The organism is Enterococcus caccae ATCC BAA-1240, from assembly GCF_000407145.1.
GTDB lineage: Bacteria > Bacillota > Bacilli > Lactobacillales > Enterococcaceae > Enterococcus_L > Enterococcus_L caccae.
This window is the reverse complement of record NZ_KE136474.1, coordinates 361,257-387,790: the sequence shown is the minus strand read 5'-3', so window position 1 is coordinate 387,790 and position 26,534 is coordinate 361,257. Positions and strand designations below refer to the sequence as shown.

Here is a 26,534-nt window from a genome sequence, read left to right as displayed (position 1 = left end):
ATGTCAAGCATTGAAACAGCAATTAATTGGATGGATCAACGCAAGGGAACAGTATCCTACAGTCAAGGAGCTAGATTAGGTCCAAATAGTTATGATTGTAGTTCAGCTGTTTATTATGCATTGATTGCGGCTGGTGTATTTACTGTCGGCACGATGGGAAATACAGATACTCTATTTGGACATCTTGAAGGCGTTGGCTGGCAACAAGTAAGTAATCCACAGCGGGGAGATGTTTTTATATGGGGCGTAAGAGGTGCTTCTGGGGGTGATGAGGGTCACGCAGGAATATTCGTGGATAACACCTCTATTATTCACTGTAATTCTTTTGCAAATGGAATTTCAATCGACAATCATGCATCTAGACTTAGTTATATTGGTAATCCGCCAACTACTTTTTATCGTAACCCCAAAGGATCTAGCAGCGCGTCACCTGCACCAGAAATAACGTCAGAAGAAGAACGGAGAGCTTGGTCAATTGCCCAACTGTTAAATAAATCTGGCTATAATATGATTTCAATCGCTGGTTTGTTGGGAAATATCGATGTTGAAACAGGTGGATCAATGAATCCAGATACGGATCAAACCCATGGTGGTCCAGCTTATGGGCTCGTTCAATGGGATGGTTCTTCTTACCCATTGGTGGGCAGCCCAACATCTAGTGGTCGAGAATATGTTCAGCGTTTATTGGCTCATGCAGGTATTAACGGAAACTATACCAGTGTGGAAGTCCAAACTCGCCTGATTGATTGGTGTATGTTTAATGGTCAGTGGATCGGTGTTGTTGAGCCTAAATCTGTAGAAGGATTTAAAAATGCTACAGATGTTGAACAAGCGACACTGGCTTTTCTTAAAAATTTTGAACGAGCTGGGACAGAGCATTTCCAAAGAAGAGTGGATGCAGCGAAACGTTGGTCAAGCTTTTTAAATCAGTTACCATCTGATTTAGGCGATTTTGAGACGTTCGAAACAATGACTAATGTAGGATCATTGGATTTTTTAGGGATCAAAGAAGGAGAGATCCATGCTTCAGGTTGGCATTTTAGCTCAGATAAAGGAGAAGAATATATCGCGTTTATCAATGCTGAAACGGATCAAGAATTAGGGCGTTTCAAAGCTGCGCCGATTGACCGTCCTGATATTAAAGAAGCCTATCCAAAAGTTATCGGTGTTGAAAAATCTGGTTTTGAGGCCAAGCTTAAAGTGCCGAATGGAACAGCGGTTTATATCAAAGGAATCCGTACAAATGGAACAGCTACAGATGAATTGATTTTTGATCAGATTATCATCTTTGAACAAGCATTTGATGTTGAAATTGATCCTTACGCTAAAAGCAATACTAAATTCTTTTTTGAAATAATAGAGGGTGGCAAAGTCATCAAACGTGGTACTAAAGTCCTTAATACACTTAGTTGGAGCAATGAATTGATGTATGTACCGACAACTCAAATCGTGTTGCCGATAGAATATACTGAATGGATTAATGGTCGTGAGGAAATCAAGTTATACATCAATAAAAAAGTATTTCATGGAATCGTGACAGGTTATACATTGGACAAAGAAAATGAAACGTTATCTATCGATTTGGCTCATGTGATTTCCGAATGGGAGTACCGACAAATTTCGACCAATTTAGCTGCTAAAAATCGAACGGTTAATGATATTTATAGTACGTTGGATTTCCGTTATCCTGGCTGGAATGTGAATTATAGACAAGATTCAGCGATGCGTGTGATTGATTATGTTTACAGTCGACAAAATAAATTAGAAGGTTTGACGAAAACATGTGAGTTGACGCCAGACCTTTTTTGGCGTGTTGGATTTCATTTTGGGCGTGCACTAGAAATTGGTTTTTTCGGTGAAAAGAAATCTTATATTTTTTCTACAAAACCGAGCAGCAAGCACAATGTTCGCATCATCGCAGAACCGACAATTGTTCATAGTTTTGATCATGTTATGAATATTGCTACAGTTTATGGGGAAAAATCAGATTCTGGAATGTCGAGTATGAGTCTGAGAGAATTATATGAAGATAAAGCAAGCCAAGATCCTAAATTTCCAGTGGTGATTTTGAGAAAAGGAATCAACAATGAGCGAGGCTATGATTATATTCAGTTTTCAAAGTTGGCTCCAAATGGTAACATCGAATATTCGGTGATCGATACAGAAAGTATTGCCTTAGAATCGGCAAAAGTGATTGAAGGTGCCTTTTCATTCAACGATTTAGCACCGTTTAATACGAATGAAGAAACGATTACAGATGAAGACCGAGCGAAAGCGGCTAAAACAGCTTATGATGCGGCAGTGAAGAAATTGAAACAGTCTAGGCGTACTTACCAAATCGAATTGACAGTAGAAGAGCTGCCAGAAGAAATCAATGTAGGGGACAAAGTTCGCTTGCTTTATGACAATCAAGTACTGATGGTTGAGGACTGTTCAAATTATATGAAAAAAATCCTAAAAATGGATGATTGGTTTTATATTACTAGTATGAACTATACCATTGATCAAAACGGTGTAGAAACGAATAGTGTTGTCTTAGAAAAATTCTTAAAAGTAGACAGGGAGAGTGGTCAGTAGTGAAAATGACGTATGACTCAGCTTTAAACAAAATGGCTGAACGAATTGCTGATCGAACGAGCGAAAGCAAGCAAGGGCAACTTCAGCGAAGAAATCAAGTAGTCGACATTTATGGGATGGAGTTTACAAGGCAGGGTGATACTAATCATCCTGCCACTTTTTATATCTCTGTTAGTCCGGATTTGATTTATTATGAGCGCTTTGAATTTAAAATCATTGTACAACCGTTTGCTATGCCGATCGGTGCAGATGGTGCAACAGGTTCAACAACTGTTCAAGTCAATGAGACAGGCTTAACTGTAAATCAAAACACAATTAGTCCAAATCCTCATAAACACACGACCCTACCTCATAATCATCCGCTAAGTGCAGGTGTATCGTTATTCACTAGTAGCGTATCTGATTTTGAAGTTTGGATAGAAGGAATCGATGTTACTCCGTACTTGAAAGCCCAATACAATGGGGACTGGATCGATGGAGAAGGTGTATTTCCAGTAAAAGGATTGTCTAACTATGATTTGCTGAAGGCTGTTGGATTTATGCCGACTTGGCAAAGAGGAGCGATTTTGACACCAGGCTATAAAAAAGTAGAACTGAAAGGAACTGGGGTTTTCAATGCAACATTAGTGAACTATTTGAAATATTCCCATGTGAATAGGTGAGGGAATGAATAAATATGAACAACAAGCGCAAAAAATGAAGAATCATTTACAACAGCATCCCAAGGATTATCAAACAGTGATCAGTCTTTTTAAAGTCGAAAGTGATTCGATTATGTATGAACAGCAAAAAAGTAAACATCTTATGTTAAAAGAAATCGCAAAATATCAGAAAAAAGGTGATGGATATGGAAAATAAACATTCAACAGATGGTATCGCAGAAGATCTAATCAGGAGTTTTGTTCAAATTGCAAGTGCTGAGATGCATGCCAAAACGTTATTGGAAAAAAGAGTTTCAGAATTAGAAAATGGCTTGATCGATTTAGAAATAGAGCTGGATTCACATCTACAAAAAATCACTGAGATCAAAGAAGAAGTTACTGCTTTGGCTGAATTAAGACGAGCAGATATGCTTTATCTTTTTGAATTATATGGAAGTCGTGGTGATAAAGAAAAATGGTGTACTGTAAAACATTTAGCTATCGCAATGATGACAGCATTTGAAGCTTGGCAAGCAAGTAATCATGATGAAGCATTATTATCAGCTGCCTTAGCTAAAAATAAACGATTTATCAAAACCTTAACACAATTTCTAGGTGTGGAAGTAACAGAATGTGCTGCTTGCTTTGCAGACATTATCAAAGGAGGAGAAAAAAATGGTTAAACCAAAAATTTGTAACGATAATGAAAAACAACCGTCAGTGCCAGAGTTTTGTGACTTTGGAGACTGGGAAGTTCCTGTAAATAATTTATCAGAAATCAAACAACCAAATCGTGATCATGCCTATATTTTACCAGATGACTCATTATGGGTACTGACGCATGATGGAAAACGATTTACACCAATTAATAATGGAGGAGACAGCGGAGATTCTCGTCCTACGCAAATCAATAATACAGATAACTACTTAGAAGTAAGCGGCAGTGGAACCTATAGTGTCACAGCCAACTTAAATACTGAAAAAGTTATAAACCTAGTCAAGGATAAAATTGAAATTCCCGAAGTCACGATTGCAACGAATGAAACAGCGGGAATTGTAAAACCTGATGGCAAGACCATCACGATCAGTGACGACGGTGTACTATCATCAGTATTTCCAGAAGCACCACTAGATGGTCATATGTATGCTCGAAAAGAAGGCAAGTGGGTCAAAAATTTTACCTACCCTAATGTGTATTATAACGTTGAACGTTTGGGAGACGACCAGCTTACATTTAACATAGCCGTCAAAGACGATGTACAAAATTATAAAGTGATGTTCAATGATGCAGAAATTCCTTTGGAGAAGCGTGAAACAAGTATTGAAGGAACACTGATTTTTGATAGGACTAATGACACACAAACAAAGGTTCAATTTTACTATACAAAAGAAGGCATTGATGAATTATTTTATACACTAGATTTATTGCCGTTATTTAAGTTGCTGAGAACTGAAGCTGGCGACTCATTTGAATATGATGATCAAACCAATACAGTGACATTCAATGAAACGGATTATTTCAAGGTTGAAGATAGCAACGTTATTAAGCAAGGAAAGACAGTTTTTTTTAGTGTGAATTTGACTAGCATCAAGGCTTTCGCATTTTCAAGAAATGATAAGTTCAAAATCGGAAATATAGCGAATCCAGAGCTATTTCCAAGATCTAGAATGGCTGTAAACATGGTTACAGAAAATCTTAGTACCGCAATTTATGCCAATACCGCAATTATCATTGAGAAAAATGGAGACATCATGTTGGTTAATACATCGGATGTTGGGATTGGTTCAGCGTATAATTTTCGCGTAGGAAACACACATTTCATCAATTTAACTTATGTAGCAGTATAAAACTAGAGAGAAAGATAAATAAATGTTAGTGCTCGTATAAGGAACAAGAACCCTTGATACTGAAAGCTTAGTCTGAATTTGCAAATGAATAGATCAGAACAAGAAATAAAAAATAGGTCTTAGGTCTGATTACAGAAACATTACAAATAGATTACGATTGATTTACAAAAAGGGATGCATAAACATAAGAATGTGCAATTCATAAAGCACAAAGTGAAAAAAAGGTGGGGATGGTAGATGTTCAAATGTTTGAACGAATATATTGATTTTTCAGTGAAAGTAAATGATTATATTACAACGATTATGACAGATAATGGGATAAGTTGTGAGCAGTATCATTATTCTCATGTGTGGAAGCTGATAGAGTCTCAAGGTGTGACAATCAGAGGATTTCAATTTAAGGATATCGCGAGTGAGCGAATTGCTGGACTGTTCATTCAAGATCAGTTGGAAACCACCATTGGATTCAATCAAGAGCTAGATGAACCAAGTAAAAATTTCGCAATAAGTCATGAGCTCATTCACTATTTGTTTCACAAGGATGAGCAAAATCAAATTTTTTTTGATACAACAAAGAATATGCAACATAGTTATCATCAGGAACTACTTGAATTTCAAGCGAATATAGGAGCATCTGTGATTCTAATTCCGGATAGTGTGTTATGTTACGTATTAAAAAAAGGCTGGAATAGTTCTCGCATAGCTACTACTTTTGGACTGTCTGAGGAAATGCTCGCTGTCCGTTTGATTCAAATAATGCAGGGCAATTTAGGGTTTTCATTTCAATCTGCTAAAGACTATACGAATGTTATTTTTTATGCATTCCATAGTAAAGGAAGGGAAACTGCAGCTCAAATTGCTACTGCATTAGAGTATCAAATGAAAAGGCCGAAACGTTTCATTCAAGTTCGTTAAAATAACAAAAAAGCCATAAAGAGGATACGACTTTATTCGATCCTCTTTATAGGCATTAAAAATTAATAATCACCAGAAAATAGTTCGTCCAATTGTTTTTGAACGTCTTTATTTTCCAAGAATTCGTCATAAGTTGTATCGGCACGGTCAACTACACCTTTATCCGAAACCGCGATGATACGATTTGCTAATGTTTGAATAAATTGGTGGTCATGTGAGGCAAATAAAATCGCACCAGTAAAGGCCATTAAGCCATCATTCAAAGCTGTGATCGATTCTAGATCCAAGTGATTGGTTGGATCATCTAAAACAAGTACATTTGATTTAGATAACATCAATTTAGATAACATTACACGAACTTTTTCGCCCCCTGAAAGCACGTTTACTGATTTCAGTACGTCTTCTCCAGAGAATAACATTCTTCCTAAGAATCCACGTAAGAACGTATTATCATCTTCTTCTTTACTTGCAAACTGACGTAACCAATCTAAAATCGTTAAGTCAGTATCAAAGTCCTTACTGTTATCTTTTGGTAGGTAAGCTTGAGTGGTTGTAACACCCCAACGTACACTACCTGTATCAGGCGTGATTTCACCCATAATCACTTTGAATAAAGTAGTTGTAACGATATCATTATCTGCAATGAAGGCTACTTTATCAACGTTATTTAAAGAGAAAGAAATATTGTCTAAAATCTTTTTACCATCAATCGTAACGGAAACATTTTCTACGTGAAGTAGATCATTTCCGATTTCTCTTTCAGGAGTAAACCCAACAAATGGGTAACGACGTGATGATGGTTGAATATCATCCAAGGTAATTTTATCAAGCATTTTTTTACGAGAAGTCGCTTGTTTCGATTTCGATGCGTTCGCACTAAATCGAGCGATAAAGTCTTGTAACTCTTTGATTTGCTCTTCTTTTTTTGCATTGGCATTTGATTGTAGTTTGGCTGCTAATTGGCTTGATTCTAACCAAAAATCATAGTTACCAACATATAATTTGATCTTACCGAAATCAAGATCAGCCATATGCGTACATACCTTATTTAAGAAATGGCGGTCATGGGAAACCACGATAACCGTGTTTTCAAAGTTGATCAAGAATTCTTCTAACCAATTGATTGAACGAGTATCCAAACCGTTGGTCGGCTCATCTAGTAGTAAAACATCAGGTTTACCAAATAGAGATTGCGCAAGCAATACTTTCACTTTTTGACCAGCAGTTAATTCACTCATTTTTTGGTCATGCAAACTTTCAGGAATGTTCAAGCCTTGCAGTAAAACAGCTGCTTCAGGTTCAGCTTCCCAACCATCCAACTCCGCAAACTCACCTTCAAGTTCGGCGGCTTTGATGCCGTCCTCATCCGTAAAATCTTCCTTCATGTAGATTGCATCTTTTTCTTTCATTACTTCGTATAAGCGTTTGTGACCCATGATAACTGTTTCCAGAACAGTATTATCTTCAAAATCAAAATGATTTTGTTTCAACGTTGCCATACGTTCATCTGGGCCTAATGTGATCGATCCAGTTGTTGGTTGGATTTCACCAGATAAAATTTTAAGAAACGTTGATTTACCAGCACCATTTGCACCGATCAAACCATAACAGTTACCAGGTGTGAACTTAATATTTACATCATCAAAAAGTTTGCGGTCTGAAAAGAGCAAACTTACATCATTTACAGTAATCAATTGTTTTCCTCACTTCATATAGAATAGTTAAACCTCTCTGCATTATAGCGAGGAAACCCATATTTTTCAAGGAATTTCAGACTTTTTCAGAAATACCTTATAGTTTTTACTAAAATGAAGCGACTTAAAGCAAAGTGTTTCATGTGAAACATTCTAATAAAAAGGTTATCAGTGTACTTTTAAAACGATACACTGTATGATACACATAAAATTAGTGTATCGTTTATTAAGCTAGTTTTTGTTGTTGTCTATCTTTATGAGCTTGTTCAGCTTTTAAATTGAAAGGAGATATGATAATGAAGCGTATCGAACGAATCTACCTTTATGTAAAAGAACAAACTGAAAATTTAACGCCTAGCGATGTTTCTTTAGGTGGCGGGGTAACGACAGGGGACGTCTCAGAATCTTTAGATATCCAAAGAACCAATGCCAGTAAAGACTTGAATCAACTTGTTAGAGAAGGACTATTAGAGAAAACAGATGGGCGTCCCGTCAAGTATGTCGATAAGGCGATTTTTAAATATCAACCTCTTTCTAAACCTGTTATGAGTTATCGTGAACATAGTTTAGTAAATGGTCAAACGACGACCGCAGAAGAGTTACATAAACCAACAAAGAAATTCGCTGGAGACGATATTTTCAAGGCGATGATCGGCTCTACAGGAAGTATGAGAACACCAGTTGAACAAGCCAAAGCTGCAATTCTCTATCCGCCAAAAGGGTTGAACTGTTTAATTACTGGACCCACTGGCTCTGGAAAAACTTATTTTGCTCATGCGATGTTCCAGTTTGCATTACTAAATCATGTGATTGACTCAGATAAAAAACTGGTTGTCTTTAATTGCGCCGATTATGCCCACAATCCAGAGCTGTTGATGTCTCATTTGTTTGGGTATGCTGAAGGTGCCTTCACTGGTGCGACAAAGGCTAAGGAAGGGATCATTCACGAGGCAGATGGCAGTATTTTATTCTTGGATGAAGTTCATCGCTTACCACCAGAGGGGCAAGAAATGGTTTTTTATTTTATGGATCATGGGACTTATTCAAGGCTAGGAGAAACGGTTAAAAACCGTCGCGCAGATGTGCGAATCATTTGTGCTACGACTGAAAATCCAACTTCATCTTTGCTGAATACGTTTGTACGTAGAATTCCGATTATCATTCAGCTACCGAATTTTATTGATCGACCTGCAAAAGAGAAAATTGATTTACTTAGAGTGATGATCTCAATGGAAGCCTCACGAATTCAACGAAAGATATCCTTGTCTGAAGATGTAGTCAAGGCTTTGATTGGCAGTGTTTCTTATGGAAATGTTGGTCAGTTGAAATCGAATGTTCAGTTAGTGACAGCTAGGGGTTTTTTAAACCATATTGACCGAGATGAACTGGTGATCACGATCGACGAATTGACTGATAGTATTAAAGAAGGCATGATGCAGCTAGCAAGTAACCGTGATGCGCTTGCCGAACTATCAAAATACCTAGAACCACAGATGATTGTAACACCGAATGAGCCTTTAGTGACGATACAGTCAGATTCTTATGAGTTACCGTATAATTTATACGAAATCATTGGAGATAAAGCAGCTTTGTTAAAGGCTGATGGTTTAGAGCAAGAAGTTATCAATAATTTTATTACAACCGATATCAATGTTCATTTAAAATCGTTCTATAAAGATCATGGGTTTACTTTTGATACTGAAAATAAATTAGCTGAAATTGTCGATCAGCGTATTATTGATGTAACGAAAGAAATCTATCATTTTGCCAAACAAAAATTAAATTATAATTTTCAATCTAATTTTATTTATGCGATGAGTTTGCACATCAGCTCATTTTTAAAACGAATCCAAAATGGTGAAGAGCGTCAGCACCAATTAAATGAAAATATCAGAAATATGGTGTTGGATTATCCTGTGGAATTTGAGACAGCTCAAGAGATCAAACGGATCATCGAAATCAATTATCAAATGAAAATTCCCGAATTTGAAACCTATTACTTAGCGGTACTTTTGATTTCACTAAGAGAAAATAAAGATGCGGGACGAATCGGGATCGTCGTGGCAGCACATGGGCAGAGTACTGCTACAAGCATGGTGCAAGTCGTATCGCAACTATTGAATGTGGATAACTTAAGAGCAGTAGATATGCCTTTAGAAATGCAACCGAAAGAAGCATTACGTCAAATCGTCAATGTGGTGAAAGAAGTAAATGAAGACAGCGGTGTGATTCTTTTAGTCGATATGGGTTCACTAGCGACCTTTTCGGATGAAATCATTCGCCAAACAGGTATCGATGTTCGAACAGTGGATATGGTCACGACACCCATTGTTTTGGAGACTGCCAGAAAAACGACATTGATCGATACACAGTTGGACACTCTATATGATTCATTGAAGAATTTCCAAGGCTATGCGGAAATCTATCAAGAAAGAGAGCTTGAATCATTAACACCTTGGAAAAAGCGAGTAATCATTGCAATCTGCGCTTCTGGAGAAGGGACAGCGAAACGAATGAAAGAAATGATTGAAGCGGCTGTGCCACCTCAATTGGGGTTAGAATTGGAAGTATTACCGTTGTCAATTGTTGATATGCAAGAGAAGCTTGTAACGATTCAAGAAGAATATCGTGTCATTGCAACAACAGGAATCACAGACCCTAAAATTGTTGCACCTTTTATTCCGATGGAAACATTTTTCTCTGGTGAAGCTGAATCTGTGATTAATCAATTATTGCTAGATAGTGACGTTTACGTGGAAACACAAAAGATGGATGAATCAGCAGCCCAAAAAATCTGTATTGATTACATGGAAGAGAGCTTTACCTTTATCAATCCTAAAAAAGTAATCGAACCTCTTTGGAATTTTACAGATAGTATCCGAACCAAACTAAATTTGGAATTAGATTATTCTTTTTATGTCAATTTAGTTATGCACTTGGCAGGGATGTTGGAAAGAGTGTTACAACAGGATACATTAACGCTGACTGAAGAAGAATTACAACAGGTTACAACCGCGCCTAGCTATGAAGTTGTGCTGAAAGCAGCATACTATTTAAAACAAACATTCAAAATAGAAATACCGACGGAAGAAATCTATTATATTATTCAGCTGATAAAAAACACTCAATTGAATCAAATGCAAAATACAGAAGATACACTAGAGGCGATACACAAAGAAGATACACTGTTTTAGTGTATCTTTTTTGTGTATTTTCTTAAATAATCCCTTAGTTTTTCTTTTTAATTTACAATACACTAATTTTGGCACGAAACTTGCTTTAAATTAAGTCGACGGAAGAAATCTGTTCGTTATTTTGGCAATTAATGTCAGAGCATAGTATTTTATTAATAAAGTATTAAGAATGTGTAAGTGAACTAATGAGATGAAGGAGAGCAATACATGATGGATATCCGTTTAGTACGAATCGATGATCGTTTGATTCACGGACAAGTTGCAACTGTTTGGACTAAAAGTACCAATGTAAACCGAATTTTAGTCATTAGCGATGCTGTTGCTCATGATACGTTAAGAAAAGCATTGTTAGTACAAGCAGCTCCTCCTGGTGTAAAAGTAAATGTCATCACGGTTGATAAGATGATCGAGGCTTTTGCAGATGAACGTTTTGACAGTTTAAAAGTCATGTTGTTATTCACGAATCCAGAAGATGTAAAGCGAGTAGTAGCAGGGGATGTAGTGTTTAAATCCGTAAATATCGGTGGTATGAGTTTTACTAGTGGGAAACGAATGATTACAAATGCTGTTGCGGTTAATGAAGAGGATATTGCAGCATTTAAGTATCTGCATGATCAAGGGATTAAATTGGAAATCCGCAAAGTCGTTGCAGATAGCCAAGTGGATTTGATGGAATTGCTGAAAAAAGAACATCTAGTATAAATCTTTTTTCGGATTCTATATAAATGGTGAGACGGACTGACTCGATGTTCATTGTCGTAACTAATGCATAAAATTGGAAGGAGTGATCCGATCGATCGAATGTTGACGTAGTATCGTTGAGTAATAGTGATCATCTAAAATCATCTAACAGATCGCAAGAAGTAATTGAAAACACAAATTGAGTAACGCATTTTTTATTTTTTATATTTTCTAATCAGAGTTTTCATCTGTTGTTGATTTAGTGATAAGTAGTTTGAAAAAAATATAGGAGGTATCAAATTATGGTAGGAATTATTATTGCTAGCCATGGGGAATTTGCTCAAGGCATTTTACAATCCGGTTCCATGATTTTTGGCGAACAGGAAAAAGTACAAGCAGTTGTATTGATGCCTAGCGAAGGCCCAGACGATTTAAAAGCAAAGCTGAAAGAGGCAATCGCAACGTTTGATGAAGAAGACGAAGTATTATTTTTAGTTGATCTATGGGGAGGCACACCGTTTAACCAAGCAAACAGTCTGTTTGAAGAACATAAAGACAAATGGGCGATCGTTAGCGGCTTGAACTTACCAATGCTGATCGAAGCATATGCGTCACGCTTCTCAATGAATTCAGCGCAAGAAATTGCGACCCACATTCTTGAAACTGCTAAAGAAGGCGTAAGAATCAAACCAGAAGAACTAGAACCAGCAGCAGCACCGAAAGCTGCTGTGGAAGATGCACAGCCAAAAGGTGCATTACCAGCAGGAACAGTTGTCGGTGACGGCAAAATCAAGTTCGTTTTAGCACGTGTTGATTCTCGTTTATTACATGGTCAAGTAGCAACTGCTTGGACAAAATCGGTTTTACCAAATCGTATTATCGTTGTTTCAGATGCTGTTTCTAAAGATGATCTTCGTAAAAAACTGATCGAACAAGCAGCACCTCCAGGGGTTAAAGCAAATGTTATCCCAATCAGTAAAATGATTGAAATTTCAAAAGATCCACGTTTTGGAAATACCAAAGCATTATTGTTATTTGAAAACCCAGAAGATGTGGTAAAAGTAGTCGAAGCAGGCGTAGATATCAAAGAAGTAAACGTTGGTTCTATGGCACATTCAGTCGGCAAAGTAGTCGTAAGTAAAGTATTATCAATGGGACAAGAAGATGTTGAAGCTTTTGAGAAATTAGAAGATTTAGGCGTTAAATTCGACGTTCGTAAAGTTCCGAATGACTCTAGCGCAAATATGGATGAAATCCTTAAAAAAGCAAAACATGAGTTAGCACAAGCACACTCAAAATAATCCAAAAATTCAAATGAAAATAGGAGGCTTATCATGTCTATTATAACAATTATTTTAGTAATTTTAGTTGCCTTTCTAGCTGGTATGGAAGGAATTCTTGATGAATTCCAGTTCCATCAACCGTTAGTGGCATGTACGTTGATCGGTTTAGTAACAGGGAACTTGGAAGCTGGGATCGTTCTTGGCGGAACGTTACAAATGATCGCACTTGGTTGGGCAAACATCGGAGCCGCAGTAGCACCGGATGCGGCATTAGCATCTGTTGCATCAGCAATTATTTTAGTATTAGGCGGACAAGGTGTTAAAGGTGTTCCATCAGCAATCGCAATTGCTGTACCACTTGCAGTAGCAGGTCTTTTCTTAACAATGATCGTTCGTACACTCGCTGTACCGATCGTTCACATGATGGATGCGGCGGCTGAAAAAGGCGATATCAGAAAAATCGAAATGTTACACATTTTAGCAGTATGTATGCAAGGGATCCGTATTGCGATTCCAGCAGCAGCACTTTTATTCATTCCAGCAGAAACTGTTCAATCAGCATTGGAATCAATGCCAGCATGGTTAACTGAAGGTATGGCTATCGGTGGTGGTATGGTTGTAGCTGTTGGTTACGCATTAGTAATCAATATGATGGCAACAAAAGAAGTATGGCCATTCTTTATCATCGGATTCGTTGTAGCGGCAATTTCTCAATTAACATTGATCGCACTTGGTGCTTTAGGTGTGGCTTTAGCATTGATCTACCTGAACCTTTCTAAAATGGGTGGTTCTTCAAATGGTAGCGGCGGCGGAAGCAATACTGGTGACCCACTAGGCGATATCTTAAATGATTATTAATCCTGAAGGAGGAGAGAAAAGACATGGCAGAAAAAATTGAATTATCCAAAAAAGATCGTTTAGCCGTTGCATGGCGCTCTACATTCATTCAGGGTTCTTGGAACTATGAACGTATGCAAAATGGTGGTTGGGCTTTCTCAATGATCCCAGCAATTAAAAAATTATACAAAACAAAAGAAGATCAATCAGCGGCATTAAAACGTCACTTAGAGTTCTTTAACACTCACCCATACATTGCTTCACCAATTCTAGGTGTAACGTTAGCATTGGAAGAAGAACGTGCCAATGGCGCACCTGTTGATGATGTAGCGATTCAAGGGGTTAAAGTTGGGATGATGGGACCTTTGGCTGGTGTTGGTGATCCAGTATTCTGGTTTACGATTCGTCCGATGTTAGGTGCCTTAGGAGCTTCACTGGCAATTGGTGGGAACATTCTTGGCCCAATCATTTTCTTCTTAGCGTGGAATATTATTCGTTGGGGCTTCATGTGGTATACACAAGAATTCGGTTATAAAGCTGGTTCTAAAATCACAGAAGACCTTTCAGGCGGTTTATTGCAAGATGTTACAAAAGGTGCTTCGATCCTCGGTATGTTTGTATTGGCGGCGCTCGTACAGCGGTGGGTATCCATCAAGTTCGTACCAATCGTTTCAACGGTTAAATTGGATAAAGGTGCGTATGTTGAGTGGGACAAACTTCCAATCAATGGTGAAGGGTTACAAAAAGCCTTTGAAGAAGTTGGCTCAGGCAAGGCACTTTCAGCAATGAAAGTAACGACATTGCAAAATAACTTGGATCAATTGATTCCTGGTTTAGCAGCGTTACTACTTACATTCTTATGTATGTGGTTATTGAAGAAAAAAGTTTCTCCAATCGTTATCATTCTTGGCTTATTCGTAGTCGGTGTACTTGGTCACGTAATCGGTTTACTATAATACGTCTATGAGTTTTATGCTTGGGATAAAGCCATTTGGTTTTGTCCCAAGTTTCCTTTACATAGCTTAATTGATTGGAAACACATATAATAGAGATTATAGATCACGGAAGAAATGGAGCAGATAAAATGGTTCAATCACTGAATACGAAAGTAGGTTTCATAACAGATGCTACCGCTTTTACGGGACTTACGGATTATGGAAAAATTATGATCGGCGACAAAGGTTTTGAATTTTACAATTCTCGTGATAGTCGTAAATTTGTTCAAATACCGTGGGAGGAAGTTGATTATGTGATCGCTTCTGTGATGTTTAAGGGGAAATGGATTCCTCGTTATGCGATCCAAACAAAGAAAAATGGGACGTTTACGTTTTCGTCTAAGCAACCAAAAAAAGTGCTTAGGGAGATGCAGGAATATGTTGCGCCAGATCATATGGTTCAGTCATTAGGATTTTTTGATGTAATCAAACGTGCGTTTCAATCGATGGGTAAGAAAAAATAAAACAACTGCTGATTCAAAACAGAGAAGGTTTTGAATCGGCAGTTGTTTTTTTAGATAGAACTAATTCTTTTTTTCTTGTGTATAAAATTGAATAGCAGGGAGTACAAACATGAGCAGTAGCAATAGTGTTGAGAAAATAGCTTTACTGCCTAAGGACAAGGTAGCAGGATTTACTAATCCGATCAGAACAGTAAATTCTAAAATAGCGAGAATTATAGTGGGAATAATCTCAAAAAAACTACTTTTTTCTAAGGAATATCCGACTAAAATAATACCAGATAAAATCAGTAGAACCAGCGCAAACGTTTGATGAGACAGTATTATTGTTTTCCCGATGCCGTTCATTTTGTTATCAATTATTGGGATCAAAAATGTAGCAAGCCAACAAATGAAGGCTAATGTGGCAAAAGAATAACTCGCTTTTTTTGAAAAGCTGCTATATTTTACTACGGCGAGTATGAATAAAATAGCCGAAACAGATAACAAGATAGGAAGACCTGTTTTGAAGAAACTAATCGCTATTACAGGCTCCAAAAGGATAGTGAATAGATTGAACTGTAATAATAAAATGAAGATCATAAGAACAAATTTTATTAAATCTGTTCCAGAGTTATTAGGCAATTCTGCTAAAATTCGATCACTGATTTCCTTCGGATTTTTCCCGAAAAATTCATGTGCTGAAGTATTATTTTTTTGTGCATCGAGAATATCTTGTAAAATTTCTAAGAGAATTTCTTCCGTCTGCTGTTCATCTTTGTTCACGTTCATGCGGATATAAAGCAGGATTTCTTCATAGTATTTTTTATTTTCTGGATTCAACTGTTTTCTTAGTTCGTTATTCTGTTTGATAATTTCTTTTGTGTTCATGTTCAGCCCTCGTTTTCTTTTTTCATAATGTTGTTAACACCTGAAGAGATCAATGCCCATTGCTTTTCGAATTGCTGTAAATAAATTTCTCCAGTTGGTGTTAAAGAATAGTATTTTCTCTGTGGTCCTTCAGAAGATGGCCGCATTTCACCTGAGATCAATTGTTGTTTTTGGAGTTTGAGTAAGATGGGATAGATACTACCTTCACTGACCATGTTCAACCCATATTCTGATAAGAGTGTAATCATCTCGTATCCGTAAACAGTCTTTTTTTGAATAATTTTTAAGATACAACCTTCAAGCAAACCTTTTAACATCTGGGTAGTGTCCAACTAAGTTCCTCCTTTGACATCAGTATCTTGTAATACAATATACTAAAAAATAACTATGTTGTAAAGCAATGTAGCGGTCTTTTGGTATAGCTCATTGTCATAGGATGGGGAAAAAGTATTACCTGCTTTAATGATTATGAACGCTTAGTGGTTGAATGTTGTCGACAGAGAGTCATAGTTAAAAGGGTTACTAAAAAAATTCTGCTATTTTTTCTTTTTCATATATACTTGAAGTCATTTGTTTACCGTTTTCGATAGAAAATCACTGTTTTTTGGTAATTTATGTGAAATAAATGACGATTGTTATTATTTAGACCTTTTGTTTTGACCCGTTTATTTTTTAGGAGTACCATAAAATTGTAAAGAGAAATAAAACAGGAAGAAGTGGGATATTATGAATGAAACAAGCAGAAAAGGTATAGATTGGGGATCCCTGATTCTGGGAATTCTATTTGTGTTAACAGCGTTACTATCTTTTCAAGATCCAGCTGGAAACTTGATTGCAATTGTGATGGTTTTTGCTATATTTGCGATTTTGAAAGGAATTTTTGAAATTTTTGCTCGTAATAGAATGAAAGAATTAACAGGGTACAAAGCATATGCACCAATTATTTTAGGTGTGATCGATATTATTATCGGTGTGTATTTCTTATTCAATTTAAATATCGGCGTTGCGGCATTACCATTTATATTTGCAATTTGGTTTATCTTAGACTCTGTTTTTGGATTGTTTGCTTTAGATTTGGCAAAATCAGTTAGTACAGGGTACTTTTGGTTTACGTTAGTCGTGGATGTTTTAGGGATCATTTTAGGAATCATGTTATTGATGAATCCTTTATCTTCTGCACTAACATTAAGTTTTCTAGTTGGTTTTTATTTTATGCTTTTTGGTATCACACATATTGTTTACGCATTTAGATAGGACAAGGAGGAATAAGTTATGACAAATTATGCAGAAAAAGAAGCAAAATTAGTAGAAAAAATCGGGAAAGAAATGGATAAGCTAGATGTGACTCTTGGAAAGATGGAAGACACAGATAGTAAAATCAAACATTTTTTTGAACAAGAAAAAGCATTGCATGAAGTAAAATCAATTATCCGTAAAGAAAATAAAATAGAAAAAGAAGAACAAAAAGCACATGACAAAGCAATTGAAGCTACAGAAACTTGGATCGATAAAGAAGATTCACTTGTTTATCAAATCAATACCGAAATCGATAAATTAGAAGCCACTTTGGGCAAAATTGATGGTGATGAAAATAAAGTGAAAAGTTATTTAGAACAAAAAAAGGCAATTCATGAAATTAAAAAAATCGTTAAAAAAACAGAAAAGTTAGGTTAATGATTGATTTTTATAAAATGAGTAGAGGCTAGGACAAAAACCATGAGAGCAATAGCCCTCATGGTTTTTGTCCTAGCCTCTTAAAATCTGAATAAATAGTGGAGAAAAGGTCACTTGTTGAATGAACATTAATGTTTAGTAATATCTCCGACGGTTGTTTGATGAACCTGAAATCATACGCACTAACCAAACGGCAATCGCCACAGGAATCATGATCTTGATAGCAAACCATAATAATCCACCTAAAATGCTAAGCGCGATACTCAAAATAATACTTCCTACAAAAAATAAACCGATTACCATTAATATATTCATCACCATTGATCGTTGTCTCATTGTTAAAACCTCCATTTTTTCTCTCGTTCTCTATGAATAAAGTATAGCAAGAATCTCTCTTCTTTGAATCCATCTTTAGGCTGATTTTCTCTCCACCTTGAGACGGGTCATATTCATTGCAATTACTTAAAAAGCACGTAGAATAAAAAAGAGGAGATGAAATCATGTCAAAATCAAGACTAGAGGCTTTTACAGATGCCGTTATCGCAATTGTTATGACCATTCTGGTTTTAGAATTACATCAGCCAGTAACGGATACTTTAACCGGTTTAGCCGGAGTTGGACGGAAGCTATTCATTTATGTAGTAAGTTTTGTGATGCTAGCAATCTACTGGAACAATCATCACCATATGTTTCAGCTAGTTCGTAAAATCGATGGACGTGTGCTATGGGCAAATAATTTTTTCATTTTTACATTAACACTAGTTCCCTTTGCTACTGCCTGGGTAGGTGATTTTATAGATAGTTTGATCCCACAGCTGACGTATGGCATAATGACTCTATTAGCGAATACATCATATTTAGTGTTGACTCGAGAGTTGATTCGAGTGAATGGTAGTGATTCCACATTGAGTGATCTATTTCAACGCTATAATAAATCTTATGTGTCTATTTTTTTGAATATTTTAGGTTTGGCATTAGGTTGGCTACTCCATCCTTATTTTGTATTGATTGTAAATATTGGTATTTTGATTATGTGGATCATCCCAGATAGACGAATTGAAAAGCAATACAAAGAATAATAATTGGCGAGCATTTTCTATATATTAAATTAAAAGGATAAAACGATACTGATTTTACGTATTGGTTTATCCTTTTTTGTATATAAATGTTTAATAAGAATGTTTTTTTGTTGTTATTCTCATTTTTTTACGATATTAGAACATTTTATGAAAACAACTCAGGTTGTTTTTAGGGTAGAATTGAAAATGATTGTTTAAAAAAGAACGTAATAAACATAGAATTGCAAAAAAAGGGGTAGAGGGAACCGGAGCATCAATAACTTGGTGTTACTTAAAGCCAAATAAACTGGTTCCAATCTCATTAAGTATAAAAAGGTGTTTGTAAATAAAAGGTAAGATACAAGTAAAAGGGGCCGTTACTACATATGGAAAAGTTGAATCTTACAAAGAATACAACAGAGAATAAAAAAGTCTTTTTAAGAAAAGAAATTGAAGCGACGCGTTTAGGAGAAGAGCTCTATTCGGACGATGTATTGAGTCAGTATTCTGTCTATCTGATAAGAAAATTTGAGGTATCATCTGATTATGAGCAGCCAGAACAATTCGAAGCTCTCTTAGCCGATCTTCCAGAGCAATTTAATCACGAATTTGAAGATTGTGTTGCAAAAAATCTTTATGTACGAGTGACACAAAAAGCAGTCTATGTGACGTTACTTTTGGCATTAGCACATCCACTCAGCAAGTTACAAATCAGTGATCTACGTATTTGGATCAGCAGTCTAGAAGTACCAGAGATGCCATTAGAGCATATGTCTAATTTTTCTGAAGAAATACCTATGGAAATGGTAAAAGGGTTACAGGAAACAAATAGTGAAGTGCTACTACTAACAGAGATGATGAACCAATTTAGTGAAAATTTAAATGATATCTATAAAGAAGTTCAATCAGTTAAAGATAAACGAACGCCTCCTGTGGTTAAAGTAGTACAAAGTAAAGTTGCTGCAAAAGAAGCATTGGAATCTGAAAATGCGAAACAATTAAGTAAGGCATATGAAAAAATAACGCAATTAACTGAAGAATTTATAGCGTTTAAAACACAAGTAAATGATCGACTAGCCCAAATTCCAAAACCTAAAGTACCACCAAGATTCAAGATAACATTTGGTTCGGGAGAAGTATCAGGACCGACAATGGATATGCGTTTAGACGAAGCAGTCCAAAGAATCAATTTGTTGGCACAAAGAATGGATCGCTCTGATCAGGAAGTTATAAAACTAAATAAGACTATGGAAGAAAACAAACAAGAGAAACGACCAAAGCTGAATTTTTCTGTAGCGAAGAAAACAACTGTTGAACAAAATAAGTTAGCAGATAAATTAGCGACGACTAGTGAAGAAGTCACGACCATTGCTCACCAACTACAGCAGATCAATGAGAAATTAACTACAGTAGAATCAACGGTTTTAAATGAGAAACCAGATGCTGAAGCTTTGGCAAGAATTGAAAAGGATCATGGGCAATTACAAGAAACTACATCTGAAACAATCAAGCTAAACCAAGTCATCAATCAGTTGACAGCAAAATTGGCTACAGTTGAAACGGAGTTGACAGCGGTCAAAAAAGAAAAGAAAAAAATTCCTACAGTTAAACTGACTAAAAGTGATTCGGCAAAAAAATTAGCGGAACAGCATCAAAAGGATCAGGAGCAATTAAAGTCAAATGCAACAGAGATCAAGAAATTAACTCAAACGGTTGGTAAAGTCGATGTCCAATTGATCAAAGCACATCAAAAAATTGCTGAACTAGAACAAAAAATACGCAAAAATGAAGTGGTTTCTACAGTTAAAAAAGAGAAGACCGCAACCATACAGCAAACACCTGTGACAAGATCAAACGGTTCGGTGATCGGACCCGTAGCGCCACCAACTATATCTAAAGCGCCACAAGCAACTACAACAGTAAAAGAAGAGAGAAATTTTCCGACAAAGGAAAGCTTTTTACAAGCAAATAGACCAATGAAGTCAGTTACGACCATGGAAGAAGAAAGACCAACAGTTACTTTGGCAATCGAAGAAATGCTGGACCGGGTTTCCGAAAAACATCCTCAAGCAATCGAAACAAGAAGCTCTTGGGCATTAAAAGAAGGCTACGGGCAAGACAGTAACGATGACCAAGATCCCCAAGGACCATCTTTGCGGAGATTGAAAAAACTGGAGTGGGATATCCATTCGTTTTTCCAACCAGGACGAGGAATGGGTCATAAAGGGATGATGCCAAAAGCTGACTTTTACGCTAATATTCGCAAAATTGAAGTGCTACCCTATTTATGGGCATCAGTGTATGAACGGGAAAAGAAAGATATTTTATTAGGAAATGAATTAAGCGTAGAGCACTTGATCGTTGATTTGAATGACTTTTTGGAGGAAGTAACTATGCTTTCTAAGAAGCGAAAAGTCATGGGTAAGTGGATTTATTGCCCGAAAGAAGTAGAACAGAAGATGGAAGGGTATAAGCTGTTGAGTGAGTATCTGGAGACGTATCTTGCACGACAAAATGGACAACAATAAATTAAGGAGGTTGAGACAGAAGGGATTGCTTCTGCTCCCACCGTTTATCAGAATGCCACGTGAGTGGGATATGACTCGAAGAGTTATGTCCCACTCACTTTGTTTCTCTCGCCATTTAGTTGAATTTAGAAACATTGATTTTCTAAATATCGATTAACTGGTACAATAAAAGGACTAAAGAAACTAAAGGTGTATGCAGATGACAGGATCATTGATTACGAAAAAGAAAATTGCGAAGGTATTTAAAAAGCTTGTTGCTGAGATCGGTTTTGAAAAAGTCACGATCGCAAAAATCATGAAGGAAAGTAACATGCGCCGCCAGACGTTTTATGATTATTTTCAAGATAAATATGATTTAGCCGACTGGATTTTTCGACAAGAGGCAATTGAAAAAATTGAAGATAATTTAGCTTATGAGGGTTGGCAATTTATCGTGGAGAACTTATTTGTCTACTTTGAGGAAAATCAGGTTTTTTATCGAAGGATTCTGACTTTTGAGGGACAAAACTCGTTTCAAGAATATTATACGCAACATTTAAAAGTATTGATTCATCAAGTTTTAGTGGTTAAAAAGCAAACAGATGAGGGGCTTGAAGAGGGAGATCGCTTATTTCTGGAAGAATTTTATGCGAACGCATTTGTTTCATTAACGACAAAATGGATCATTGATGGCTGCAAGATTGATTCGCATCGATTTGCTGAGCAAATGAAAATTGCCTTTTTAATGGGATTTGAAGAAAGACAATGAACAACGGCGTGTAAGTGGTATCTACACTGTTGTTCATTGTCTTTTTGATGTATCGTTTTTTATTTCCAGCCAAAGGCATCAGTTGGGATCCTTAAATAATCCAACCATTTATCCTCTTTGATTGTCAATAAAGTTAAAGAAAGACCATTTGTATTATAAGCAGTTAAAAAATTGCCCATTCGTTTATAAACGACGTCAATATCTTCAATATCCAATAATTGTTGGACATCGTTCATAAAAACACTAAGTTCAAGTAAAGGGATTCCACCTAAACCATTTACTAAGACAGCTGCTTTTCTCAATTCTTTCCTTTCATATTGCTGCTTTAATTTGTTTACAAGCTCAACTGCGATTCGTTCAGAGGATTGCATTGTTTCAATACGGTAGCCAGGTTCTCCGTGAATACCAATACCGAAGTACATTTCATTTTCTGCTAATTCATATTGTTGGGGAATGACACCAATAGGAGAAGCGGGTGAAAAAGCAACACCTAATGTTTTGATCAGAGGGATTACCTGTTCACCTAATGTTTTTAGCTCATCTAGAGAGTTACCCTCAGCGGCTGCTGCACCAAGAATTTTGTGCACAAAAACAGTTCCAGCAACTCCACGTCGTCTTTTTTCGAATGTGCCACTTTCAATTGAACAATCGTCATCTACAATGACATGAGAAACCGTTAGTCCCTTTGCTTTAGCTAGACGTTCAGCCTCTAAAAAACTGGCTAAATCTTTTTCAAAATTCTTGATGATCAGTAAAGTACCTTGCCCGTTGTATGTCTGTTCGATCGCTTGAAGAATTTCTGAGCTGGCAGGTGGTTCAAAAATAGCGCCCATAACCGCACAATCCAGCATATTCTCACCGATATAGCCAACATGAGCCGGTTCATGTCCACAGCCACCACCACTGATTAAAACTACTTTATCTTTGGAAATCGTTTTTTTAGTGACGATTCCAGTCTTTTCTTGCCAAGTCAAGGTATCATTATATGTATAGGTAAGTCCTGCTAGTAGTTGTTGGCGAATCTGTCCGCGGGAATTAATCAATTGCTTCATTGAGCCTTCGCTCCCTTTCAATAATATCTGTTTCTATTATACGCTGTATTCTATCTGAAAACTACAATCTTTAGGTGGAATAAAAATGAAAGCGGACACATTTTGTTGTTTGTCCGTTGCAACATTTTCCATATGCGAGTATTGTAAACGTATACAAAAAGTGAAAGCTGAACAAGCTCGCTCAGTCTCGACAGAAAAATAGGAAAATATGATTGAGGTGCTTTTTGCCTCACTCAGATTTTATCTTTTTTCCGGGAGATTAGCTTGTGAAGCTAGATAAAGCAAAAGAGCAACAAGCTTATCCAGTCTTGACAGAAAAACAGGAGGGAATATCATGAAAAAAATTATCAATCAAGCGCAAAATGTCGTTCCAGAAATGGTACAAGGATTTGTCCGAGCTCATCATGAAACAATAGAACAAGTTCCAGAAACATTTGTTTTAAAGCAAAAAGAAATTGGCAAACAAGTTGCTTTGATCAGTGGAGGCGGCAGCGGTCATGAACCTGCCCATGCTGGATTTGTCGGCTCAGGGATGTTGCAGGCTGCAGTTTGTGGACAAGTTTTTACATCTCCTACGCCTGATCAGATTTTTGAAGGAATCAAAGCTATTGATCAAGGACAGGGCGTTGTGATGGTCGTAAAAAACTATTCTGGCGATATTATGAATTTTGACATGGCAAAAGATTTGGCAGAAATGGAAGATATCAAAGTTGGCACAGTTATCGTAGATGATGATATTGCAGTTGAAGATAGTACTTATACTCAAGGAAAACGTGGCGTAGCAGGTACGGTTTTAGTTCATAAAATTTTGGGTGCAGCAGCACGAAATGGCGCATCTGTAGAGGAATTGGTTTCATTAGGAGAGCGTGTTGTGAATAATTTAAAAACCATTGGGGTTGCTTTAACAGGTGCCACGGTACCAGAAGTTGGGAAGCCTGGGTTTGTGTTAGCAGATGATGAGATTGAATTTGGCGTTGGTATCCACGGTGAACCCGGTTATAAACGCGAAAAAATCAAACCATCTAAGGAAATGGCAGAAGAATTGATTTCAAAACTAGCAGCTGCATTTCAATGGAAAAAAGGGGACAAGTTCGCCATTTTGGTCAATGGGTTAGGTGGAACACCGTTGATGGAACAGTATATTTTTTATAATGATGCAATGCATTTACTAGATACTGAGGGCGTAACAGTTTCGTTTTCAAAAGTTGGTAATTATATGACCTCTTTAGAAATGGAGGGGCTTTCTGTGACCTTGTTGAAAATAGAAGATGATTGGGTAGAAGCGTTGTGCGAAGAGGTTGATACTATTGCTTGGTAAAAGCCGATATAGATTTAGCGTTGAACAGCATATTTTCAGAAATGGAGGAATTTAAATGTTTACTGTAGATAATTTAAAAAAATCACTACAATTGTTCAAAGAAAAAATTGATAAAAACAAAGACTATTTAAGTGAACTGGATACACCGATCGGTGATGGTGATCATGGCAATAATATGGCTCGAGGAATGGAGGCTGTAAGTGAAATTTTACAGAGTAAAGAGCCAGAGACGGTACAAGATATTTTCAAATTGACTGCAATGGCGTTGATCAGCAAAGTGGGCGGCGCTTCAGGTCCGCTTTATGGAACAGCGATGATGGAAATGGCAAAAGCTTCTGCAACAACATCTGATGCACTACCAATTTTAGAAGCTGGGTTAGCAGGAATCGAAAAACGTGGGAACAGTCAGCCAGGTGAAAAAACGATGCTTGATGAATGGGCACCGGCGATCGTAGCAATCAAAAATGGTACGTTAACAGATGCTACATTAGAATCGGCGGTAGAAGCGACGAAAGAGATTACAGCAACCAAAGGACGTGCTTCTTATGTAGGCGAACGTTCTATCGGTCATGTTGATCCAGGTGCAATGTCTAGTATGTATTTCTTTCAATCATTAATGGAAGCAGGTGTGTTCGATGCGTAATGGTGTAGTCATTGTGTCACATGTCAAAGAAATCGGCGAAGGAGTCGATCGTTTGATCAAAGAAGTGGCAAAAGATGTGCCAATCACTGTTGCAGCAGGATTAGATCAAGGAGAAGTCGGAACGTCATTTGAAAAAATCATGGACGCCTTTGAAAAAAATTCTGCTGAAACATTATTTGCTTTTTATGATTTAGGTAGTGCCAAAATGAATTTAGAAATGGCCATTGATATGACGGAAAAAGAAGTGTTGTTGTTTGATACGGCCTTAGTAGAAAGCGCTTATACAGCGGCAGCATTGTTACAAGTAGATACACCGATCGATGCCATAAAGGAGCAGTTAGCGCCTTTAAAAATAAAATAAGATGAGAATAGGAGTTTGCAAACATGAGAAAAGCGTTTATTAGTCCAACGAAATACGTTCAAGGTGAAGATGAGTTATTGAATTTAGGCTATTTTGTGACAACCTTTGGGAAAAAAGCATTATTGATTGCCCATGCAGATGACGTCAGCCGAGTGAAAGATAAACTAGATAAAACCGCTGAAAAATTTAATATTTCATTTGTCGAAAGTAATTTCCATGGAGAAGCGTCACGAGTAGAAGTCGCTCGTCTGCAAAAAGTTGCTGAAGAGAATGATTGTGATTGTGTCATCGGCCTTGGTGGTGGAAAAGCAATCGATACAGCCAAATGTGTAGCAGAAGGGCATAACTTGATCATTGTACCGACGATCGTTGCAACAGATGCGCCAACGAGTCATTCAGCAGTTCTTTATACAGAAGACGGTCAGTTTGATGATTATGCTTACTTTGTACAAAGTCCGAGTGTCGTTTTGATCGATACGGTAGTTATTGCAAATGCGCCAACACGTTTCTTAGTTTCTGGCATGGGTGATGCCTTATCCACTTATTTTGAGGCTAGAGCAACACATAATTCCTACTCGAATGTCAATGCTGGGTTACCTTGTGGCGCCCGTGAAGGCGTTTGTCCTCCTGCTAAAGGGACGAATACTGCTTTAGCATTAGCAAAATTATGTTATGAAACAATCTTGGAAGATGGATTGAAAGCCAAAGAAGCTTCAGATAATAATGTGGTAACTCCTGCTTTGGAAAATATCATTGAAGCCAATATTTTACTTTCAGGTCTAGGCTTTGAAAGTGCGGGACTCGCTGCCATTCATGCGATCCATGATGGTTTGACCGTTTTACATGATGCCCATGGTGCCACACATGGCGAAAAAGTGGCATTCAGCACGATTTGTCAGTTGGTTTTAGAAAATGCGCCAAAATCTGAATTGTATGAAGTATTAGATTTTGCTTTATCGATTGGATTGCCGGTTTGTTTAGCCGACTTAGGAGTAAAAGAAATTTCGGATGCTGAGCTAACAGAAGTAGCTGAAAAATCATGTATACCAGAAGAATCGATTCATTCAATGCCGTTCCCAATTACAGTGGATCAAGTAAAAGCAGCGATTATTGTGGCGGATCAGATTGGAAAAGAGTATAAGAGTCATAAGTAGAT

The 26,534-nt window shown here is 37.0% G+C and carries 26 protein-coding genes; 21 read left to right on the top strand and 5 right to left on the bottom strand.

The window, feature by feature from the left end:
* The 6 genes from I580_RS12270 (at position 1) to I580_RS12245 (ending at position 5,981) form a co-directional block, all read left to right on the top strand.
* On the top strand, positions 1-2,577 hold the full coding sequence (locus I580_RS12270; RefSeq protein ID WP_010770312.1) for a phage tail tip lysozyme: 2,577 nt from the start codon (positions 1-3) through the stop codon (positions 2,575-2,577).
* A gap of 5 nt (positions 2,578-2,582) precedes the next feature.
* Positions 2,583-3,239, top strand: a complete 657-nt coding sequence (locus tag I580_RS12265; protein ID WP_010770313.1) for a hypothetical protein — start codon at positions 2,583-2,585, stop codon at positions 3,237-3,239.
* A gap of 4 nt (positions 3,240-3,243) precedes the next feature.
* The gene (locus I580_RS12260) at positions 3,244-3,435 is read left to right on the top strand and encodes a hypothetical protein (RefSeq protein ID WP_010770314.1); all 192 of its coding nucleotides are present in this window, start codon (positions 3,244-3,246) and stop codon (positions 3,433-3,435) included.
* Positions 3,425-3,901: a hypothetical protein gene (locus I580_RS12255; RefSeq protein ID WP_010770315.1), complete on the top strand. Its 477-nt coding sequence runs from the start codon at positions 3,425-3,427 to the stop codon at positions 3,899-3,901. Before I580_RS12260 ends, I580_RS12255 begins: the two co-directional genes overlap by 11 nt.
* Positions 3,894-5,066, top strand: coding sequence for a hypothetical protein (locus I580_RS12250; RefSeq protein WP_010770316.1), 1,173 nt, complete (start codon positions 3,894-3,896; stop codon positions 5,064-5,066). The genes I580_RS12255 and I580_RS12250 overlap by 8 nt, the downstream gene beginning before the upstream one ends.
* A 237-nt stretch (positions 5,067-5,303) precedes the next feature.
* Positions 5,304-5,981 (top strand): ImmA/IrrE family metallo-endopeptidase, encoded by a 678-nt coding sequence (locus tag I580_RS12245; protein ID WP_010770317.1) that lies wholly within the window; start codon positions 5,304-5,306, stop codon positions 5,979-5,981.
* Between the two features lie 62 nt (positions 5,982-6,043).
* Here the strand turns inward: I580_RS12245 and I580_RS12240 are convergent, their stop codons facing one another.
* The gene (locus I580_RS12240; protein ID WP_010770318.1) at positions 6,044-7,675 is read right to left on the bottom strand and encodes an ABC-F family ATP-binding cassette domain-containing protein; all 1,632 of its coding nucleotides are present in this window, start codon (positions 7,673-7,675) and stop codon (positions 6,044-6,046) included.
* A 296-nt stretch (positions 7,676-7,971) separates the two neighbouring features.
* Here I580_RS12240 and I580_RS12235 point away from each other — a divergent pair, with 296 nt between their 5' ends.
* The 6 genes from I580_RS12235 to I580_RS12210 all read left to right on the top strand — a co-directional run bounded on the left by I580_RS12235 (position 7,972) and on the right by I580_RS12210 (position 15,129).
* Complete coding sequence (locus I580_RS12235) at positions 7,972-10,869, top strand: sigma-54-dependent transcriptional regulator (RefSeq protein WP_010770319.1); 2,898 nt, start codon at positions 7,972-7,974, stop codon at positions 10,867-10,869.
* Positions 10,870-11,076: 207 nt separating this feature from the next.
* On the top strand, positions 11,077-11,571 hold the full coding sequence (locus tag I580_RS12230; protein WP_010770320.1) for a mannose/fructose/sorbose PTS transporter subunit IIB: 495 nt from the start codon (positions 11,077-11,079) through the stop codon (positions 11,569-11,571).
* A 281-nt stretch (positions 11,572-11,852) separates the two neighbouring features.
* Entirely contained in the window at positions 11,853-12,851 is a 999-nt protein-coding gene (locus I580_RS12225) for a mannose/fructose/sorbose PTS transporter subunit IIA (protein WP_010770321.1), read from the top strand.
* A gap of 33 nt (positions 12,852-12,884) precedes the next feature.
* Positions 12,885-13,691, top strand: a complete 807-nt coding sequence (locus I580_RS12220) for a PTS mannose/fructose/sorbose transporter subunit IIC (RefSeq protein ID WP_010762081.1) — start codon at positions 12,885-12,887, stop codon at positions 13,689-13,691.
* Between the two features lie 23 nt (positions 13,692-13,714).
* A complete protein-coding gene (locus tag I580_RS12215) occupies positions 13,715-14,626 on the top strand; it encodes a PTS system mannose/fructose/sorbose family transporter subunit IID (protein ID WP_010770322.1) in 912 nt (303 codons plus the stop codon).
* Positions 14,627-14,754: 128 nt separating this feature from the next.
* Positions 14,755-15,129: a DUF956 family protein gene (locus I580_RS12210; protein WP_010770323.1), complete on the top strand. Its 375-nt coding sequence runs from the start codon at positions 14,755-14,757 to the stop codon at positions 15,127-15,129.
* Between the two features lie 60 nt (positions 15,130-15,189).
* On the opposite strand, the gene I580_RS12205 is transcribed toward I580_RS12210, so the two are convergent.
* On the bottom strand, positions 15,190-15,996 hold the full coding sequence (locus tag I580_RS12205; RefSeq protein WP_010770324.1) for a DUF1129 domain-containing protein: 807 nt from the start codon (positions 15,994-15,996) through the stop codon (positions 15,190-15,192).
* Between the two features lie 2 nt (positions 15,997-15,998).
* A complete protein-coding gene (locus I580_RS12200; protein ID WP_010770325.1) occupies positions 15,999-16,328 on the bottom strand; it encodes a PadR family transcriptional regulator in 330 nt (109 codons plus the stop codon).
* Between the two features lie 394 nt (positions 16,329-16,722).
* On the opposite strand from I580_RS12200, the gene I580_RS12195 reads away from it, so the two are divergent.
* Together I580_RS12195 and I580_RS12190 are read left to right on the top strand one after the other, a co-directional pair.
* Positions 16,723-17,250 carry an HdeD family acid-resistance protein gene (locus I580_RS12195; RefSeq protein WP_010770326.1) on the top strand — a complete coding sequence of 176 codons (528 nt, stop codon included), beginning with the start codon at positions 16,723-16,725 and terminating at the stop codon, positions 17,248-17,250.
* Positions 17,251-17,268: 18 nt separating this feature from the next.
* A complete protein-coding gene (locus I580_RS12190; RefSeq protein ID WP_010770327.1) occupies positions 17,269-17,670 on the top strand; it encodes a hypothetical protein in 402 nt (133 codons plus the stop codon).
* A gap of 135 nt (positions 17,671-17,805) precedes the next feature.
* On the opposite strand, the gene I580_RS12185 is transcribed toward I580_RS12190, so the two are convergent.
* On the bottom strand, positions 17,806-18,006 hold the full coding sequence (locus I580_RS12185; RefSeq protein WP_010770328.1) for a hypothetical protein: 201 nt from the start codon (positions 18,004-18,006) through the stop codon (positions 17,806-17,808).
* Positions 18,007-18,170: 164 nt separating this feature from the next.
* On the opposite strand from I580_RS12185, the gene I580_RS12180 reads away from it, so the two are divergent.
* The 3 genes from I580_RS12180 (at position 18,171) to dhaS (ending at position 22,004) form a co-directional block, all read left to right on the top strand.
* Positions 18,171-18,749 (top strand): TMEM175 family protein, encoded by a 579-nt coding sequence (locus I580_RS12180; RefSeq protein ID WP_010770329.1) that lies wholly within the window; start codon positions 18,171-18,173, stop codon positions 18,747-18,749.
* 365 nt (positions 18,750-19,114) lie between these two features.
* Positions 19,115-21,256, top strand: a complete 2,142-nt coding sequence (locus I580_RS12175) for a hypothetical protein (RefSeq protein WP_010770330.1) — start codon at positions 19,115-19,117, stop codon at positions 21,254-21,256.
* A 199-nt stretch (positions 21,257-21,455) separates the two neighbouring features.
* A complete protein-coding gene (gene dhaS, locus I580_RS12170) occupies positions 21,456-22,004 on the top strand; it encodes a dihydroxyacetone kinase transcriptional activator DhaS (protein WP_010770331.1) in 549 nt (182 codons plus the stop codon).
* Positions 22,005-22,063: 59 nt separating this feature from the next.
* Here dhaS and I580_RS12165 read toward each other — a convergent pair whose 3' ends face one another.
* Positions 22,064-23,056: a dihydroxyacetone kinase subunit DhaK gene (locus I580_RS12165; protein WP_010770332.1), complete on the bottom strand. Its 993-nt coding sequence runs from the start codon at positions 23,054-23,056 to the stop codon at positions 22,064-22,066.
* 334 nt (positions 23,057-23,390) lie between these two features.
* Between I580_RS12165 and dhaK the strand changes: the two genes are divergently transcribed.
* Genes dhaK through I580_RS12145 form a run of 4 tightly spaced genes read left to right on the top strand, consistent with a single transcriptional unit; the run spans position 23,391 to position 26,532 of the window.
* Positions 23,391-24,374, top strand: coding sequence for a dihydroxyacetone kinase subunit DhaK (dhaK, locus tag I580_RS12160; RefSeq protein ID WP_010770333.1), 984 nt, complete (start codon positions 23,391-23,393; stop codon positions 24,372-24,374).
* A gap of 55 nt (positions 24,375-24,429) precedes the next feature.
* Entirely contained in the window at positions 24,430-25,017 is a 588-nt protein-coding gene (gene dhaL, locus I580_RS12155; protein WP_010770334.1) for a dihydroxyacetone kinase subunit DhaL, read from the top strand.
* Positions 25,010-25,378: a dihydroxyacetone kinase phosphoryl donor subunit DhaM gene (dhaM, locus tag I580_RS12150; protein WP_010770335.1), complete on the top strand. Its 369-nt coding sequence runs from the start codon at positions 25,010-25,012 to the stop codon at positions 25,376-25,378. The genes dhaL and dhaM overlap by 8 nt, the downstream gene beginning before the upstream one ends.
* Before the next feature lie 23 nt (positions 25,379-25,401).
* Positions 25,402-26,532 (top strand): glycerol dehydrogenase, encoded by a 1,131-nt coding sequence (locus tag I580_RS12145; RefSeq protein WP_010770336.1) that lies wholly within the window; start codon positions 25,402-25,404, stop codon positions 26,530-26,532.
* The last annotated feature ends 2 nt before the right edge of the window (positions 26,533-26,534 follow it).

Excerpts from the sequence above, each read along its gene's own strand:
- I580_RS12270 (WP_010770312.1), top strand. The coding sequence starts at position 1 with ATGTCAAGCATTGAAACAGCAATTAATTGGATGGATCAACGCAAGGGA.
- I580_RS12265 (WP_010770313.1), top strand. The coding sequence starts at position 2,583 with ATGACGTATGACTCAGCTTTAAACAAAATGGCTGAACGAATTGCTGAT.
- I580_RS12260 (WP_010770314.1), top strand. The coding sequence starts at position 3,244 with ATGAATAAATATGAACAACAAGCGCAAAAAATGAAGAATCATTTACAA.
- I580_RS12255 (WP_010770315.1), top strand. The coding sequence starts at position 3,425 with ATGGAAAATAAACATTCAACAGATGGTATCGCAGAAGATCTAATCAGG.
- I580_RS12250 (WP_010770316.1), top strand. The coding sequence starts at position 3,894 with ATGGTTAAACCAAAAATTTGTAACGATAATGAAAAACAACCGTCAGTG.
- I580_RS12245 (WP_010770317.1), top strand. The coding sequence starts at position 5,304 with ATGTTCAAATGTTTGAACGAATATATTGATTTTTCAGTGAAAGTAAAT.
- I580_RS12235 (WP_010770319.1), top strand. The coding sequence starts at position 7,972 with ATGAAGCGTATCGAACGAATCTACCTTTATGTAAAAGAACAAACTGAA.
- I580_RS12230 (WP_010770320.1), top strand. The coding sequence starts at position 11,077 with ATGATGGATATCCGTTTAGTACGAATCGATGATCGTTTGATTCACGGA.
- I580_RS12225 (WP_010770321.1), top strand. The coding sequence starts at position 11,853 with ATGGTAGGAATTATTATTGCTAGCCATGGGGAATTTGCTCAAGGCATT.
- I580_RS12220 (WP_010762081.1), top strand. The coding sequence starts at position 12,885 with ATGTCTATTATAACAATTATTTTAGTAATTTTAGTTGCCTTTCTAGCT.
- I580_RS12215 (WP_010770322.1), top strand. The coding sequence starts at position 13,715 with ATGGCAGAAAAAATTGAATTATCCAAAAAAGATCGTTTAGCCGTTGCA.
- I580_RS12210 (WP_010770323.1), top strand. The coding sequence starts at position 14,755 with ATGGTTCAATCACTGAATACGAAAGTAGGTTTCATAACAGATGCTACC.
- I580_RS12205 (WP_010770324.1), bottom strand. The coding sequence starts at position 15,996 with ATGAACACAAAAGAAATTATCAAACAGAATAACGAACTAAGAAAACAG.
- I580_RS12195 (WP_010770326.1), top strand. The coding sequence starts at position 16,723 with ATGAATGAAACAAGCAGAAAAGGTATAGATTGGGGATCCCTGATTCTG.
- I580_RS12190 (WP_010770327.1), top strand. The coding sequence starts at position 17,269 with ATGACAAATTATGCAGAAAAAGAAGCAAAATTAGTAGAAAAAATCGGG.
- I580_RS12185 (WP_010770328.1), bottom strand. The coding sequence starts at position 18,006 with ATGAGACAACGATCAATGGTGATGAATATATTAATGGTAATCGGTTTA.
- I580_RS12180 (WP_010770329.1), top strand. The coding sequence starts at position 18,171 with ATGTCAAAATCAAGACTAGAGGCTTTTACAGATGCCGTTATCGCAATT.
- I580_RS12175 (WP_010770330.1), top strand. The coding sequence starts at position 19,115 with ATGGAAAAGTTGAATCTTACAAAGAATACAACAGAGAATAAAAAAGTC.
- dhaS (WP_010770331.1), top strand. The coding sequence starts at position 21,456 with ATGACAGGATCATTGATTACGAAAAAGAAAATTGCGAAGGTATTTAAA.
- I580_RS12165 (WP_010770332.1), bottom strand. The coding sequence starts at position 23,056 with ATGAAGCAATTGATTAATTCCCGCGGACAGATTCGCCAACAACTACTA.
- dhaK (WP_010770333.1), top strand. The coding sequence starts at position 23,391 with ATGAAAAAAATTATCAATCAAGCGCAAAATGTCGTTCCAGAAATGGTA.
- dhaL (WP_010770334.1), top strand. The coding sequence starts at position 24,430 with ATGTTTACTGTAGATAATTTAAAAAAATCACTACAATTGTTCAAAGAA.
- dhaM (WP_010770335.1), top strand. The coding sequence starts at position 25,010 with ATGCGTAATGGTGTAGTCATTGTGTCACATGTCAAAGAAATCGGCGAA.
- I580_RS12145 (WP_010770336.1), top strand. The coding sequence starts at position 25,402 with ATGAGAAAAGCGTTTATTAGTCCAACGAAATACGTTCAAGGTGAAGAT.